The following is a 15,766-nucleotide window of genomic DNA, read 5'->3' as shown; positions in this document are numbered from 1 at the left end:
TTGACATGATGTGGTCAAAAATTGGAAATGCGTATTCATAAATAAACAATTGGGGGAAAATAGAATGAATAAAAAATTTACAGTAAAGCATATTGTAGCTATCGGTATCGGAGCAGCTGTCTTCTTTATCTTAAAACGTTTCGTCACCATTCCAACAGGTGTTCCAAATACGGATATCGCGACCGCTTACCCTTTTCTAGCGCTGCTAGGCGTAGTTTACGGGCCAGTCGTTGCAGGATTAGCTGGTTTTATTGGCCATGCACTGGGTGATTTAACTACTTATGGTGCTTGGTGGTCATGGATCATTGCATCTGGGATTTTAGGTGTGTTTTTTGGTTTACTGACCAAACGTATCCCGATTGAAGAAGGCATATTTGGTAAAAAAGAAATCACGCTCTTCCTCGTGGGTGAAACGATTGCCAATTTAGTGACATGGGTGATTATTGCGCCTGTGGGAGATATTTTGATTTATGCAGAGGCCCCAAGTAAAGTCTTCACGCAAGGAATCGTTGCTGGAATCACAAATGCTATTGTGACGGGAATTATCGGCATTATTTTATTGAAAGCTTATGCACAGACAAAAGTCAAAAAAGGAAGTTTGAACAAAGAAGCTTAGAACGTGAGGAACTAAAATGATTGAGTTTCGTAATTTTACATTTCAATATGACAGCCAAGCTGAAGCAACATTAAAAAATATCGATTTGATTATCCATCCTGGGGAAAAAATTTTGATCATAGGACCTAGCGGCTCAGGAAAATCAACTTTGGGAAAATGTTTGAATGGCATCATTCCACAAAATGAAAAAGGAAGTTTTACTGGTCAATTAACGATCAATGGTAAAAATTTCAGTGAATCTTCTATCTATGATCTTTCATTAGAAGTAGGCACCGTTTTACAAGATACTGACAGCCAATTTGTCGGATTAACAGTAGCTGAAGATATCGCTTTTTCTCTTGAAAATGAGATGATCGAACAAAAAGAAATGCAAGAAGCAGTCAATTTCTGGGCAAAAAAGACAAATTTACTGGCCCAATTAGACAAACGTCCGCAAGATCTATCTGGCGGACAAAAGCAGCGGGTAGCAATGGCTGGTGTTTTGATCGATGAAACACCTATTCTCTTGTTTGATGAACCATTAGCTAATCTTGATCCACAGACAGGCTATGAAGCAATCCAGATGATTGACCGTCTCTATCAATCGCAAAAATTTACGACGATCATTATTGAACATCGTTTAGAGGAAGTGCTAGCTGCACCAGTCGATCGCATCATCTTGATTGATGAGGGAAAGATCATTGCGGATATAGCTCCTACTGAATTGCTGAAAAGTGATTTATTGTCGAAGTGCGGAATTCGTGAACCCTTATACATCACAGCATTAAAACGATCTGGACTCTCATTGACAGAATTCCCAGATTTAACACAAGTCGATCAGCTGGTTTCCCCAGAGATTGCTGCTGCTTTAGCAAAACAACAAGGGACTTTTTGTTCTCCTTCTAAAAAGAAAACGCCGCTATTGATATTGAAAGATGTATCCTTCCACTTCGGTAAGGAACCAATCATCAAAGGAATCGATATAACTCTTCATCAAGGAGAAATGGTTAGTTTAGTCGGACATAATGGAGCAGGAAAATCCACATTGTCCAATCTCATCACCGGTTTCCTTCCTTTCCAAAAAGGCGAACTGTTGTGGAAAGGCCAATCTATCATATCTGAAAGCATCAAAGAGCGCGCAGACAAAATTGGCTATGTACTGCAAAACAGTAACCAAATGCTTTCTAAAAACATAGTTTTTGAAGAAGTTGCTTTGGCTTTAGAAAATCGCGGTGAAGATCCGATAAACATCCAAGAAAAAGTCTTGGAAACTTTGAAAGTATGCGGATTGTATGAATTTCGTAACTGGCCGATTTCAGCGCTGAGCTATGGACAAAAACGACGGGTAGCAGTTGCATCTATATTGGTACTCGAACCAGAATTGCTGATTCTTGATGAACCGACAGCTGGACAAGATTACTATCACTACACTAAAATGATGAAATTTTTGAAAAAATTGAATCAGCAAGGCCTCACGATTTTGATGATCACTCATGATATGCACTTGATGCTGGAATATACAGAACGGACGATTGTTTTGAAAGAAGGACAAATTATTGCAGATGAAATACCTTCGAAGGTACTATCTTCAACCGATTTAGTTACCTCGGCAAGCTTGCGGAAAACTAGTTTGTATCATTTGGCAAAAAGCAATCAGCTGACAGATGCTAGCGGATTCGTTTCGGCTTTTATTCAGCATAAGGGGGACCCTTATGACAGAGAATAATCTCATCGGTTATGTACCGAAAAAAACAATCATCCATCAACTCAGCGGTTTTACCAAACTTTTTTGTTTTCTATTACTTTCGATTATTGGGATGGTCTCTTATGACACACGATTTTTGCTTTGCCTTGCTGTGTTTTCGGTTCTCATTTTTCGGATAGCCAGAATTAGTTATTCTGAGATCTCTTTTGTATTGAAGTTCATTGCTTTTTTCTCCATTTTGAATTTATTGACTGTTTATTTATTTGCCCCAGAATACGGAGTAGCTATCTATGGTACTCGCCATGTCATCTTTGATGGAATCGGTAGATATACGCTCACTCAAGAACAGGTTTTTTATGAATTCAATTTACTGATTAAATATTTCGTTACCATTCCTCCAGGTTTGATTTTTATTTTAACGACGAATCCAAGTGAATTAGCTTCTAGTATCCATCGAATCGGTGGCTCTTATAAAATTGCTTATGCCTTTTCTTTAGCGCTACGCTACATTCCAGATATCCAAGAGGATTTTCGAACGATTTCCAAAGCCCAGCAAGCACGAGGAAATGAACTCTCTGGTAAAGCCTCTCTCATGAAACGGGTACGAGGAAATTTGACGATTGCGATCCCATTGATTTTTTCTAGTTTAGAACGTATTGAGACGATTTCTTCTGCCATGGAACTTCGGCGTTTTGGAAAGAAAAAAGGACGGACATGGCTGTCGGCAAAACCATTGCAACGGAATGATTATCTTGCACTATTTCTCGTTGTCCTCTTTTGTTCAATAGGGATTTTATTAGTTATCCTAAATGACGGACGATTCTATAATCCATTTCATTAAATAGAGGTTGTGGAGAAGCTGTTCTGCATCAAGTAATAAGTCCAGCCAAACAAAAACAGCGTTTCATGTTTTTGAATTGGCTGGACTTATTACCGCAGGTGCAAGCTTTTGAACACCGTTATTCGGAAGAAGGAACTGTAACAAGACTTTTGTTACAGTCCCTTTGTATTTAGTTTTTCAACTTCAAATAAATAGATAGAATTATTATAGATATAAAGGCAGTTTTTTAATATCTGCCTATTCATAACTAGACAACAAGGTTAAAATCTCTAGTGGATGATTGGATTGCATCAACTGTGCCATTTGTTCTGGCTGCTTTTCTAAATAGTGAATAACAGAAAAAATTTTTTTGAACTCTGCATGTTTCAAATCCTTTCTCTTTATTGCCAACAGCAGTACGATACGTATCTGTTCCCCATGCCATAGGATTGGTTCTTTCATTGTAGCAATAGAAATCATCGAATGTTTTACATACAGCGGATTACCGTGAGGAATCGTTACAAATGGTGCCACTCTAGTACTGGCGTGACGGTCTCGTTCCAAGACAGAATCGACGAATTCCGGCTCCACATAATGATGTTCTACTAAGACATTCCCCATAAAATTTAAAATATCTACTGGGTCAGTCCATTCAAGCTGAGGAAAGATCAAAAATGGATGAGTAAAGCTTGCTAGATCAAACGTTTTTTTCTTCTTGATAGGTACATGTTCCAGCATATATTTTGTCAAATAGGCCAGATCAGTTTCTGTGATCATTGGTGAAATCTCGATTACTGGAATATTTTCATATTTAAACGGTAATGTAGTCAAAATAAAATCAACAGGTGGAAAATCTTCCCTCTCTAGTTCTGGCTTATATTCAATTAAATCTATAATCGTTAATTCCGGAAGTTCTCTGTTCAGCCGTGCTTCAAGAAAAGTAGCCATAGCTTTTGAATATTCACTGACTAGAACTGTTTGGTATCTTTTACTTTTCTGATGTTTGTGTCGCTCGATCGCCGCTTGGAAATGGATCGTTAAATAAGCTGTCTCATCTTGCGGAACATAAAAATTTTCTTTCTCAAAATAATCTTCTAGAATCAACTGTAAAACTAAAAAAAGCTGTGTGTACGTACTAAATACATTTTTCGTCAGTGGATTAGAAATCTGCAAGCCATAATGGAGTCGAAAATAGGTCGAAGATAAATGAGACCTTAAGTTTTGTTTCAGTAACTGATCTTCTTTCAATGAATAACCTAAAAACTGCTCCACTTGTACAATCAAATGATCAGCAAGTGTACTAGATTCCTTTTGAAATCGTGTGGCTGCTTGTGAGTTTGTAAAAAGATTGGCGATACGCAAAGCCAGATAATTGATTTCATCAGGAGAAAATTCAATTGGGTAAATAGTGGCTAGTTTTGCTAAGATCTGACTACTTAACTGCTGTGCTTGGGTATGCTCAACGACTTCATTTTCGTCTTTACTTAATTTCACTTTCTGGTACTGTTTCATTCGCTCAAGCATAAAATAGATATGAATCTCCACACTAGCCAGTCCTCCTGGCTGTTCTAGATGATTTTCATAGAAAACTTCTTTTAATGTATGTTGGATGACTTTTAATGTATCTTTGGCAAAAAACTCTTTCAACGAAGGACTTTGCGGATCTTCTTTCTGCATATTGCGTAGCGTCTTAACAAGCAGCTGTCTTTTTTCTTGTTCATCGCCTTTAAGAAAAGTGCCAAGTTTTGTTTTGGATACTAGCTGTAAATGATGGTACTCAAAAAAGCTTTTCAGCTCTGTCAATTCTTTACGAATCGTACGTTTTCCAACATATAGTTTTTCTGAAAGCTCTTCAAGACTAAATCCGTCTTTTGCTACTAGCAGATGGAAAATCAATAATTGACGAAGCTGGTTTTTATCCATTTCTGTTTGTGCCTCTTCATTAAGTGCTCGTTTCAATTGTTCCTTTTCGTGAGGCAGACCATTCAACAAGATCCCTGTCCCCTTTTTTCTTTCAATCATCAAAGGCAGCTGTTTGTCTCTGAACCAAGTTTCAATGACATTCAAATCGCTATGAACCGTTCTTTCCGACACACGGAAATGCTCTGCTAGCTTTTTTATTGTGATATAATTATTCGTTTCAATTAATTGGTAAATCAAAGATTGCTGACGCTGATTCATAATAAGCAGAAACTCCCTTCCAAATAAAAAATCGATCATGATAACACATCTATTATGTCTCATCACGGTCGATTTTTCATCTTATGTTATTACATTTCACTTAATAATTGGTGAACCGCTGCTTTATCTGGCGCATCCATCAATGCTTGACGGAAATCATCATCCATCAATTTACGTGAAAGACGTTGCAGTATTTTCAAGTGCATATCTCCTTGGCTGTTTTCAGGTACAGCAATCATAAAGATCATATGTGCAAGTTTTCCATCTAAAGAATGCCACTCTACTCCATCTTGACTTCTGGCAAAAGCCACTGTTGGTTTACGAACATAAGCTGATTTTCCGTGTGGAATAGCGATTCCCATGCCGATTCCCGTCGTACTTTCCTTTTCTCTATCATAGATGACTTCTTTAAACCCGTTTTTATCTGTGATCGCCGCTGTTTTTTCTAAACGTTGGACTAAATCTTCGATTACTCCGTCTTTTGTTGTTGCTGTTTCTCCTAGAACGATGGCTTCATCTGACATAATCTCCGTAATAGAATCAAAAGTTTCAGGTTTTGTATAAACACCCCTTGTTTCAGATTCTGATAAATCCGCTACCGCTACCCCATTTGCTGCAGCAACTGCAGTATGTTGTAATGTTGGTTTCAAGATTCTTAACATTAACACGGTGACAGCAATACCTGCAATCACTGCTACAAAAAACATGGCTACATGATCGACTGCTCCTAAAACTGCTACGATTGGACCGCCATGAGCGACATGATCTGTCACTCCTGAAAGCATCGCGATCACACTTCCTGTCATCGCTCCGACTACAATGCTTGGAATCACTCGTAATGGATCTGTTGAAGCAAACGGAATCGCACCTTCTGTGATCCCGAACAGCCCCATGGCTAAGGATGCCTTACCAGCTTCTCGTTCTGTTTTTGTGAATTTGGTTTTCAAAATCAATGATGCCAACCCTAATGCTAACGGAGGAATACAGATAGCTACAGCAATTGGACCCATGATGGAATAATTTCCTTCTGCAATCAATCCAGATCCAAACAGAAAGGCTACTTTATTGAACGGTCCACCCATATCAAAAGCAATCATTGCTCCTAAGATCATAGCTAAAACAATTTCACTTCCTCCTTTCATCCCTGCTAAAAAGTGAGTCAATGAACTAAATAGAAGAGCTACTGGTTCTCCAATAACATAGATAAACACAAAACCAACTGCCAATGACCCTAAAATTGGGATAACGATAATTGGCATGATCGATTGTAAAGCTTTCGGTACTCGTACTTTCTTGATTCCTAAAGCAATGAAACCTGCTAAAAATCCAGTGATGATTCCGCCTAAGAACCCCGCATTCGCATCACTACCATATAATGCACCATTTGCTGCTAACATCCCACCAACAAATCCAGGAACAAGTCCTGGACGATCTGCAATGCTTTGCGCAATAAATGCAGACAAGATTGGAACCATCAACCCCATAGCAATACTTCCGATACTATTCATCGTTGCCCAAATCGTTCCTTCTGGTATCTTGATTCCTTCAGGTGTCGCTGTTCCACCCAATGTTAATGAAATCGCGATCAATAATCCTCCTGTAACTACGAATGGCACCATATATGAAACACCATTCATCAAACTCTTATAGATTTTCTTACCTAAATTTTCTGATTCACTTTTATTTTCGGCAGAAATAGTGGTCTCTGTACTTTTATAGATTGGCGCTTTTCCTGCTAAAATCTCTCCTACCAATTCATCTGCATGATGAATTCCTTCTTGCACGCCTACGGTTATCAATGGTTTGCCGCCAAATCGTGATTTATCTATTTTAGTATCCGCTGCGATGATTACACCAGCTGCTTCTTCGATATCTTTTGCAGTCAATTCATTTTCGATACCGATAGAACCATGTGTTTCGACTTTTACCTCGGCGCCAACTGCTTTCCCCGCTTTCTCTAAGTTTTCTGCTGCCATGTATGTATGGGCAATGCCAACTGGACAGGATGTAATTGCAATAATTTTTTTCATTTTCCTACCGCCTTTCTTTCTACACTTACAGTATATAAAAACGGTTTCTTTTTATTAAGCACAAAATGATTCCGTAATAACTGAAATTTTTGGAATAAATAGAAATTTCGCTAAATAAATTGATACACAATTTATTATGTTGAATAAAATACTATTGGAAAATCTTACATTTCTGTACTTCTGCTTACGTACATCTAAATTATTATCTACATTAACAATTTCCGTAATTAATTATAAAAAGCTTATTCCATTTAATTTCATTCTGGAATAAGCTTCTTATTTTCTAATGAGTTAGTGAATAATTTTTTTTACCATGCTTAATAGTATCCTTACGTCTCCTATACGCGTATCTCCTGTTTCTTTATCTATAATTGAACTGTAAACATGAGGAATCACTTTTTTTACACCTGCATCGATTGCAATTTTCAGAATTTCTTCAAAGTTTGAAAGATCAATTCCTCCTGTTGGCTCTAAATAGAAATCATATTTTGCGCAAGCTTCCGCAACTGCTTTAAATTCTTCCCTATGTGCTAAGCCTTCCATCGGGAAATACTTGATTGAAGTACCTCCCATGTCTTGCAGCATTTGAATGGCAGTTTCAATAGGCACTTCAGCTGCTGGCGCTTGTGAACTTAACGGACCTGTAGCAATATTGACATAGCCGATCTTACCTGTTGGTGAAACCAATCCATTGATGACCGTATCATTTTGGCCCAATAAAGCACGAGAAGTCCCCACGCCAGTAAATACTTGATTGACATGTTGTGGTTGTAAAACCCTAGATAAACGCGAAACCATCTGACTTTGGTTTGGATCTCCAGCGCCTAATCCAACTGACAACGCATTATTGGTTGCGTCTTGGTACCTTTTCATATCTTCGATTGCTGCTTCATCGCTAGCATAATTTTTCGATAGCACACCTAGTACGACATGCCCTTCCGCTGCTTCATAGCATGCTTTTGCATTTTCAACTGAATGAGCTAATACATTTAAACATACACGATTTTTATAATAATTTGGGATAACTGACAATTTAAAAGCCTCCTACATGATTTCTCTCAATCTTTTTATAATTTTTTCCATTTCGCTTTGGCTGACGGAACGAATGTCGAACTCAATGATTCCATTATTTGCTTGATATTCTCGGGTGTAGACTGCTGGATTTTGTGCTTTTAATTCCTGAATGACTTCTTTCGCACTTTTATCGCCACTAATCGTTACACTTGCTCGATAAATATCTCTGCCGGCACCATCTTGAACTATTTTCGCTGATAGGCCAGGAAGTTGATTGATTGCTTTAACAAAAGGTGCTAATCGTTGCTTCATGGAGTCACCGGATTCGCTCCCATTTTTTAAATAATCTTCTAAGGCCTGGGTAAAGCCTAAAATATTATCTTTACCGATTTTCATTGCTCGGCCAATACCTTTAGACTGTAGCCGAATCCATTTTCTAAACTAACAACAATATGAAATGTTTGCACTTAACTAAGTGCAACTTATAGCTTTTTAACTAAACTTACAGAGTTTATCTATTATAAAGACGACTACATGTACTGTTAAAATGCGTTTTTTATTGCACTAAGTCGCAATATAAATAATCAAACGCTTTTTCAAATTTTTTTAATTAAAAAGTTGAGAATAGCTTTCAATATCTTAAACCATATATCTCTAAAAATATCATGGCTTACACGTTCTATCCTAAATAAAGTTTGACTGGATCACCATACAAAAATTAAACTCCATGTAGAATAATACGCGGCTGACGAATTCCTACATGAAGCTTATCTATGACTATAAATATTTAAAAATAATGAATAAAACTAATCAATGATACACGTTTATTGGTATTGATCATACTCAAATAAAAAATATCCAAACAGATGGATTCATACTTTCTATCCCGCTAAAATTTCATAAAGTATATATAGTTCCCATGTCGATATTTTGATTTTATAAAACTGTTCCAAGGTATAGAAAATCGTTTGTGTATTTTGATAAAACAATTTGTTGTTGATTTTCAGCTGGTTGATATCTTCTGGGACTGGATAGTCTTCTGCACCAAGTATCGTTCGTTCGACCATCAAAGCTAGATGCATCATTAAATTGAACTTCATTTTAGCATTCAACTGAAGACTGAATCTTTTCTCGCACTTTTCTACTACATCTTCTACTTGTCGGATAATCACATCAGGGTTTAAAAATTCGAGTTTTTCAGATAAACCTTCTTTTGAAAAGAAATGGATGAATTCGTTCGTTAATAATGGAACACTACTAGGATGAATTAGGTTTCTCAATTGTCTATTCAATTTATTCTCTGCATCTTCATCCAAAACATCAATTAGATTAATACTAGGAACCGGGGTTGTGTTATCCAGATAGGAAGTTGTCAAGATCAACGCCGTCTCTTTCAAATATCCTTCTTCCGAAGAAGCTCGTTCTAATGTGCTCACTAATTCTCCGTAGTTTAATACGATTAGTTTAATGTCAGGATTAAAGTATTTTTCACAGATCATTTTTATTTTCTTAGCAATATCACGACCAGATATACTAGAAATAATGACATTTTTTTCTACAGCAAAACCTTCAAAATACTGGATATTCGTTACAAAATCACTTTCTGCCGTTTTTGCAATCTCATAAAAAAGATTTCCATTGATTAGTTGCTGTCCAATCTCTAGTGCATAAGAGGTAGTTAAATTATTAATAACTAATAATTCTCCTAAAATTTGAGGCTTCAAGCTCTTATATAAATGAGTTAATGAGCCCATATCCACAAGCATGATCACTCCTTCAGATGTATCTCTTTCTGAAAGCCAATCATTCACTTTTGTGATAATATCTCTAGCAGAAGATGATAAAGGCATATTGATAGCATCAAAAACGTAATCTCCACACATTTTATTTGCCACAGCTTGAATACTACTAGCAGTCGCGTTTCCATGAGCTACTAGTAATGCTTGGTAACGGATGTCTTCTGAGACCTTGCCGATCAGCATTACACCTAAGAAGAAAGTAACAAAGGGGCGAATTTCTAGAGGAAGCTCTCTTGTGAGATTAGTAGTTAAAAGTATAGTTCTAGGATACTGTTTTGATAGTAGATGTATTTTTTCTTTTAAATTTTTTTCTGGTAGTTTTCCTTTTAAGATTTGTAGTAACCTGCAAACAATTTCAAGGGGTTCTAGCGTCATCGCTTCATTGTCAATGATTCTACGATTTTGTTTTTGGATGCTTGTTTTCATACTTAAAGACAAACTATCATTTGACAAAGCCCCTACATTTTCTAAGTATTGACTATCAAATTTTTGTAATTTTTCTTTTAATTCAGCAAATTCATTTATATCTAATATAGGCATCAGTCTCTCTGCAAAAATCTGGTATTCCTCAATAGATGGACTAGATGTAGAGGGGTAAGTTATTTTAACTGTTGTTTTCTTATCTTGACCTATAAATAATGTTTGACTATGAGGCGTCAGCCTTAATGCATCAGCACAACTCATCCTTACCTGATTTGATAAGCTTCCAATATTACCTGAAAGTTCTTGTGTTGTTAAAGCAAAAAAATTATCGTTTGAAACAACTATATTCTTTTTTATTCGCTTTGCTTCTCGCTCAAACAAATATCTGACTAGCTCTATACGCTCAAATATTGGCCGTTCATGAAAAGTTGGTAATTCAACAATAACGGAAATACGTCGATAAAATGTCGGTAATAGTGCTTCTTCAGGCGTTTCAGTCGTTGCAAATAATAATCGAACATTCGAAGAAATCATTTCTGCTTCTTCGCCGATAGGCCGAAAATTCCCTGTATCCATAAATTGAAATAGTTTTTCCTGATTCTCGTGAGATAATCGATGTACTTCGTCTAAAAATAAAACACTATCATCAGCTTGCGCTAAAAGACCAACCTTTTCTTTTTCTGCTCCTGTAAAAGCACCTTTTGTGTGTCCGAATAGAATAGAAGATAATAACTCAGGATTATTAGCGTAATCTGCACAATTGAAGACAAAAAATTTTTTTGTTCCTTTACACTTATTTTCTTTAAGATATTTAAAAATTAAGTGTGCTAAAAAACTTTTTCCAACTCCACTTGCTCCGTGCAAAAGAAGTGGTAATCCTAATGGTGGATACAATACTGCTGCCTTACACGTCTCAATTGCTCGTTTAGCACTACCATTATTTCCAATATACTGAGCAAACGCATCTTTCACGCCTTTATTTTCTGATTCGGCAATTGACCAGTACACTGGTTTTGTTCCGCTTTTTTGTATTTCATTTTTATCTAATAATTCATTCAAATATAAACTTGTTGCTGAGCGGCTTAATGAGATAGAATCAGCAATCTCCTGTGTTGTCAAGGTAGTTGCTTCAGATAATAAATTCAGTAACTGCTCTCTCGTTTCTTGTCGCATACTCAAACCTCCCTCATAAAAAATACAGTATATGATAAGAAATGGAAATGCCATATTCTCCAAAAAGACTTACAGCAGATGGAATACTAAAAAATCAAAACTACTGCAGTCAGAGTGTATCAAATCATACTCTTAGCTACAGTAGTTTTTCCTATGGGACATGGCTCTACTTATTTCGAACGTAGTAATTGAGATAATATCAAGGTGGCTGCTTCATTGTCGGTTTTAGCTTGTAGAATCTCTGCTGCTTCATCATCAACAAAATGATTCAACCAGATCGGACACCAGCCGGCTAATCTAGATGGAATAACATCATTTTGATAACTATCCCCTAAATAATAAATTTTTGTTATCTTTTCTGGCAATTGTTTAGAAACTTTTCGAAAACAGCTTACACTTGGTTTTGCATCACCTAACTTTTCTGAAATAAATTGCCATCTCGGTTCGATAAAACGATCAAGTTCTAATTGATCTAGTTTACTTTGCTGTTGCTGAGTGAATCCATTTGTTATAATTCCGCATAGAATTCCACTTTTTTTCAAAACACTTAAAAGTAAAGACATTTCGACTGACAAAGTCTGTTTGCTTTGGCATAAATGATAGTAAGCATCTAATTCAGATAAATTGGTATTCTTCTTTGAATTTAATGTTTCCATCACTAGTAACCATCGTTCGTCTTTCTTTTTTTTATCTAATTTTCCTTCTTGATAAAACTTATAAATCTTTTCGCTATGACAGCGGAATTCATGATAAAGACGCTTTAAAAAAGGTTCTTCGAGGAAAGAATCAGGATAGTACTTTCGGATGGTACATTTGAAGGCACTATAATTGTCTAATAATGTATCATCAACATCGAAAAAAACAGCAGTGTTTTCTAGCATATCCCTAACAGTCCTAATATAATACCTAAAAACATAATACCAAACATTACTACATTTACGTTGACTTTTTTCCGTAATAACCAAAATGCAAATAACGTCACCGCTAATGGTACGATGCCTATAAATAATTGATCAAGGTAATCTTGAATTTTCATCACTTCTTTGCTGCCTTCCACGCTCACCTCTAAGATGGTCTTGAATTTGACATTCGATGCTGTCATTGATCCCATCATCATTAAGCCCAACATACTTGAAGCTTTTGTCAAAATTTTCATTCCACCTGATTCATACATTCGTTGAATAAAACTGGCACCCACAGAATAACCGCTATACAGTGCGTAATAGTGAATGAGAAAAGCCGGAATATTATAAATCAATAAAAATATGATTGCACCTAGCGGAGAACCAGTTGCTGCTAAAGAGATACCGATACCCGCTGCGATTACCCGTAAAATTCCCCAGAAAAATGAATCTCCAATACCTGATATTGGTCCCATTAATGATGCTTTAACAGCAGTGATTGAACTGGCGTCAAAATGTTCATCTTCACTATTTTGCTTTTCCATTGAAGCAACTAATCCCATAATGAAATTATTAATATGCATCGTTGCATTGAACCAGGTTGTATGGCGAACAATTGCCTCTGCACGTTCTTCTTTTGTTTGATAAAAACGATTGATAACTGGCAGCAGCGTATAAATGACGCCTACTGCGTGGTATTGCGTTGCTCCAGTACGACTGGCATTCATCGTCCATGAACGCCAAAAGACAGAACGCATCATTTTCTTTTCTTCTTTTGTCAAGTTTTCTTGGAATCTCATGCGAAAAAGTCCTCCTCTTCTTCTGCTTTTGTCATTAGCCCTTTGTCATGCCTATTACCATTTTTACCAGCCTCTCTAATTTCAATATCCCGCTGAGCGCTGACAACACAGATAACAACCCCAATCACAGCAACAGCCACTGCCGGCAGTTGTAAGTAAGCGGTTAGAACAAACCCAAGGATATAAAAAACAGCTAACTTATTGTTCCATAAGAGCTTCATCAACATGGCAAATCCAACAGCAGGCAACAACCCTCCAGCTGCACTAAGACCATTCATTAGACTTTGAGGGATATGTTCAACAAAGGAATTTACCGGACCACTCCCAGCTAAAATTCCAATGAAAGAAATAGATGCAATGATTAAATAATAGATCACCCATGTACCAAAATGCAGCGTAAGGATCATTTTTTGGTTATTTTCACGTGCAGCTTTATCTAAAGCTGGAGCAAAGATATTCATGAAAACATTTTTCAAAAACATAACGACAAATGCAGCTAACATACCAATTGGCACAGCGAGAGTCATTGCTGCTTTTTGTTCTACATTAGAAATGATGGCGAAAGTTGTAGCTAAAGTTGTGGCCGTTACTGGCTCTGCTGCTATCACTCCGCCAATATTTACATTTCCTAAAAATACGGCTTCCAAAGAGGCTCCCATCAAAATACCCGTTTTCATGTCCCCCATTAAAATACCTGTAACGAGACCTACTACTAATGGACGTTCCATCATACTTTGTCCAGTCAAATAGTTACCCGCAAAACAGATAAATACTGCTAAAGCTGCCATAGTTGCGTGCATTAACATATTTTATTCCTCCCTATTCTAATGCATCTTTTAAACTTAATTGCGGATTTGACGGCAACACCTGGTTGTAACTATTTACTCGATCTAATTTAGCTAATTCCTTTGCTGCAGCTAATTCATTAGGATTCAACTGCACACTAGGAAATATCATTTTTTTCGTTGATGGATCAGATTTGTCAAATCTACCTGCGTTAGCAACATTGACTGTTTCTATGTTTTCTACATTTTGAGCTATTTTATTTGCATCGGATACGCTATTTACAATGACAAAAATTCGTTTGTCGGCTCCTCTTGGATCATTGAATATATTGATAGCATCATCCACCGAACGAATCAATAGTTTCATTCCATTTGGTACAGCCATCTTCAATGTCATTTGCATGACCTCATTTTTTGCTGCTTCATCATTAGCAACCACTAATAATGGCGCATTTAATTCTTTCGTCCAAACTACAGCTACTTGACCATGGATTAGTCGATCGTCCACACGTATTTGAGTTATCATTCTTTTTTCCTCCTTATTTTGTATCAAATTACTATAATAGTTTCTTCTTACACTTTTGATTTAAAAAAATGTCTCTTCTGTAGGCAAATCTGTTGATACTAAACGAACCTGACTTATCTCAATTGCTTCGTTTATATTTTGTTTTGTAAAGACTTCATTTTCCGGTGTTAGGACTAAAGATAATATAATTGCTAAATTACTATTAGAAATGACAAACAATTGATCTTTTTTTTGTTTTATCAGTTCTGCTACCACTGTTTGATTTACACTTCCGCCAAACAGATCGGTAAAGATAATTCCTTGTTCTCCTTCTTCGATAGAATCTATAAAGTTAGAAATGATGGGCGTATAGTCTTCATTTGTTAAATATGCATTAATGACTTCAAGTTCTGCTCCTTTATCAGCTAAAATCGCCATTGAATTTTGAAAGCCGCTTGCTAGTCGCCCATGTGTTGCAACTAAAAATTTTTTTTTCATATTTTTCACCTCACTTTATATTAAGCAAATACTATGCCAAAAAATAAAAGTATAAGAAAGTCCCATTCCTTGAGCTTTCTAATACTTTTCAAACTGTTTAAACAGTTTGATTTACTTCTAAACAGATGCTAATAGGTGATAGAAAGCTTGATAATAAATTTGTCTAAACCAGTACTTCGAACCTAATTAACTATACAGATGCGTTTTCGCTCATGTTAACTTTCATTCAATATATGAGAGAAAGCTCTATTTTCATAAAAATTTTGAGGTAAAACTACTAATAAACCAAAATGTAAAAAATCATTTTTATTATCCTGAAAGATGAATCTTCTGATTACAAAAAAGCCACCTTTCTAAGTGGCTTTTGAACAGAAGGTCATTATCATAATCATAGGAGAATGGTTTAGTGCTAGCAGAATAATGATAATGAGAAGAGTACTATCACAAATACTCCTGAGAATCGTTTTTAAAAGGAAGATAGTTGTCAACGGTCTGTGATAGTGACTTAATTATGTCACGATAATAGAAATAAAAAT

At 36.3% G+C, this 15,766-nt stretch carries 12 protein-coding genes and 1 pseudogene; 3 read left to right on the top strand and 10 right to left on the bottom strand.

The window, feature by feature from the left end; genetic code table 11:
• Positions 1–64 precede the first annotated feature (64 nt).
• The 3 genes from RWU19_RS13400 to RWU19_RS13390 are packed head-to-tail and all read left to right on the top strand — an operon-like array spanning position 65 to position 3,141.
• The gene (locus RWU19_RS13400) at positions 65–616 is read left to right on the top strand and encodes an ECF-type riboflavin transporter substrate-binding protein (protein WP_002315249.1); all 552 of its coding nucleotides are present in this window, start codon (positions 65–67) and stop codon (positions 614–616) included.
• Between the two features lie 16 nt (positions 617–632).
• A complete protein-coding gene (locus RWU19_RS13395; protein ID WP_123838264.1) occupies positions 633–2,321 on the top strand; it encodes an ABC transporter ATP-binding protein in 1,689 nt (562 codons plus the stop codon).
• The gene (locus RWU19_RS13390; RefSeq protein ID WP_070770689.1) at positions 2,308–3,141 is read left to right on the top strand and encodes an energy-coupling factor transporter transmembrane component T family protein; all 834 of its coding nucleotides are present in this window, start codon (positions 2,308–2,310) and stop codon (positions 3,139–3,141) included. Before RWU19_RS13395 ends, RWU19_RS13390 begins: the two co-directional genes overlap by 14 nt.
• A 237-nt stretch (positions 3,142–3,378) precedes the next feature.
• Here the strand turns inward: RWU19_RS13390 and RWU19_RS13385 are convergent, their stop codons facing one another.
• The 10 genes and pseudogenes from RWU19_RS13385 to RWU19_RS13340 all read right to left on the bottom strand — a co-directional run bounded on the left by RWU19_RS13385 (position 3,379) and on the right by RWU19_RS13340 (position 15,230).
• Positions 3,379–5,301: a BglG family transcription antiterminator gene (locus tag RWU19_RS13385; protein WP_123838272.1), complete on the bottom strand. Its 1,923-nt coding sequence runs from the start codon at positions 5,299–5,301 to the stop codon at positions 3,379–3,381.
• 89 nt (positions 5,302–5,390) lie between these two features.
• The gene (locus tag RWU19_RS13380) at positions 5,391–7,331 is read right to left on the bottom strand and encodes a PTS fructose transporter subunit IIABC (RefSeq protein ID WP_316002775.1); all 1,941 of its coding nucleotides are present in this window, start codon (positions 7,329–7,331) and stop codon (positions 5,391–5,393) included.
• A gap of 291 nt (positions 7,332–7,622) precedes the next feature.
• A complete protein-coding gene (gene dagF, locus RWU19_RS13375) occupies positions 7,623–8,363 on the bottom strand; it encodes a 2-dehydro-3-deoxy-phosphogluconate aldolase (RefSeq protein ID WP_086286132.1) in 741 nt (246 codons plus the stop codon).
• 12 nt (positions 8,364–8,375) lie between these two features.
• A pseudogene (locus tag RWU19_RS13370) lies at positions 8,376–8,780 on the bottom strand (SelA-like pyridoxal phosphate-dependent enzyme); the annotation flags it as partial.
• 446 nt (positions 8,781–9,226) lie between these two features.
• The gene (locus tag RWU19_RS13365) at positions 9,227–11,740 is read right to left on the bottom strand and encodes a sigma 54-interacting transcriptional regulator (protein ID WP_123838273.1); all 2,514 of its coding nucleotides are present in this window, start codon (positions 11,738–11,740) and stop codon (positions 9,227–9,229) included.
• A 170-nt stretch (positions 11,741–11,910) separates the two neighbouring features.
• Entirely contained in the window at positions 11,911–12,621 is a 711-nt protein-coding gene (locus RWU19_RS13360; RefSeq protein ID WP_002342712.1) for an HAD family hydrolase, read from the bottom strand.
• Complete coding sequence (locus tag RWU19_RS13355) at positions 12,615–13,442, bottom strand: PTS system mannose/fructose/sorbose family transporter subunit IID (RefSeq protein ID WP_065772728.1); 828 nt, start codon at positions 13,440–13,442, stop codon at positions 12,615–12,617. The genes RWU19_RS13360 and RWU19_RS13355 overlap by 7 nt, the downstream gene beginning before the upstream one ends.
• Entirely contained in the window at positions 13,439–14,248 is an 810-nt protein-coding gene (locus RWU19_RS13350) for a PTS mannose/fructose/sorbose/N-acetylgalactosamine transporter subunit IIC (protein ID WP_123838266.1), read from the bottom strand. The genes RWU19_RS13355 and RWU19_RS13350 overlap by 4 nt, the downstream gene beginning before the upstream one ends.
• Positions 14,249–14,261: 13 nt before the next feature.
• On the bottom strand, positions 14,262–14,753 hold the full coding sequence (locus tag RWU19_RS13345) for a PTS system mannose/fructose/N-acetylgalactosamine-transporter subunit IIB (RefSeq protein ID WP_002306991.1): 492 nt from the start codon (positions 14,751–14,753) through the stop codon (positions 14,262–14,264).
• Between the two features lie 60 nt (positions 14,754–14,813).
• Positions 14,814–15,230, bottom strand: a complete 417-nt coding sequence (locus RWU19_RS13340) for a PTS mannose transporter subunit IIA (RefSeq protein ID WP_123838267.1) — start codon at positions 15,228–15,230, stop codon at positions 14,814–14,816.
• Between the last annotated feature and the right edge of the window lie 536 nt (positions 15,231–15,766).

This window comes from Enterococcus sp. 2STP (assembly GCF_032465635.1).
GTDB classification, from domain to species: domain Bacteria; phylum Bacillota; class Bacilli; order Lactobacillales; family Enterococcaceae; genus Enterococcus_B; species Enterococcus_B lactis.
The sequence above is the reverse complement of the archived record's forward strand: the minus strand, read 5'-3'. Positions and strand labels throughout refer to the sequence as shown.

Bases quoted from the DNA above. Each gene is read 5' to 3' on its own strand.
- RWU19_RS13400 (WP_002315249.1), top strand. From the start codon at position 65: ATGAATAAAAAATTTACAGTAAAGCATATTGTAGCTATCGGTATCGGA.
- RWU19_RS13395 (WP_123838264.1), top strand. From the start codon at position 633: ATGATTGAGTTTCGTAATTTTACATTTCAATATGACAGCCAAGCTGAA.
- RWU19_RS13390 (WP_070770689.1), top strand. From the start codon at position 2,308: ATGACAGAGAATAATCTCATCGGTTATGTACCGAAAAAAACAATCATC.
- RWU19_RS13385 (WP_123838272.1), bottom strand. From the start codon at position 5,301: ATGAATCAGCGTCAGCAATCTTTGATTTACCAATTAATTGAAACGAAT.
- RWU19_RS13380 (WP_316002775.1), bottom strand. From the start codon at position 7,331: ATGAAAAAAATTATTGCAATTACATCCTGTCCAGTTGGCATTGCCCAT.
- RWU19_RS13365 (WP_123838273.1), bottom strand. From the start codon at position 11,740: ATGCGACAAGAAACGAGAGAGCAGTTACTGAATTTATTATCTGAAGCA.
- RWU19_RS13360 (WP_002342712.1), bottom strand. From the start codon at position 12,621: ATGCTAGAAAACACTGCTGTTTTTTTCGATGTTGATGATACATTATTA.
- RWU19_RS13355 (WP_065772728.1), bottom strand. From the start codon at position 13,442: ATGAGATTCCAAGAAAACTTGACAAAAGAAGAAAAGAAAATGATGCGT.
- RWU19_RS13350 (WP_123838266.1), bottom strand. From the start codon at position 14,248: ATGTTAATGCACGCAACTATGGCAGCTTTAGCAGTATTTATCTGTTTT.
- RWU19_RS13345 (WP_002306991.1), bottom strand. From the start codon at position 14,753: ATGATAACTCAAATACGTGTGGACGATCGACTAATCCATGGTCAAGTA.
- RWU19_RS13340 (WP_123838267.1), bottom strand. From the start codon at position 15,230: ATGAAAAAAAAATTTTTAGTTGCAACACATGGGCGACTAGCAAGCGGC.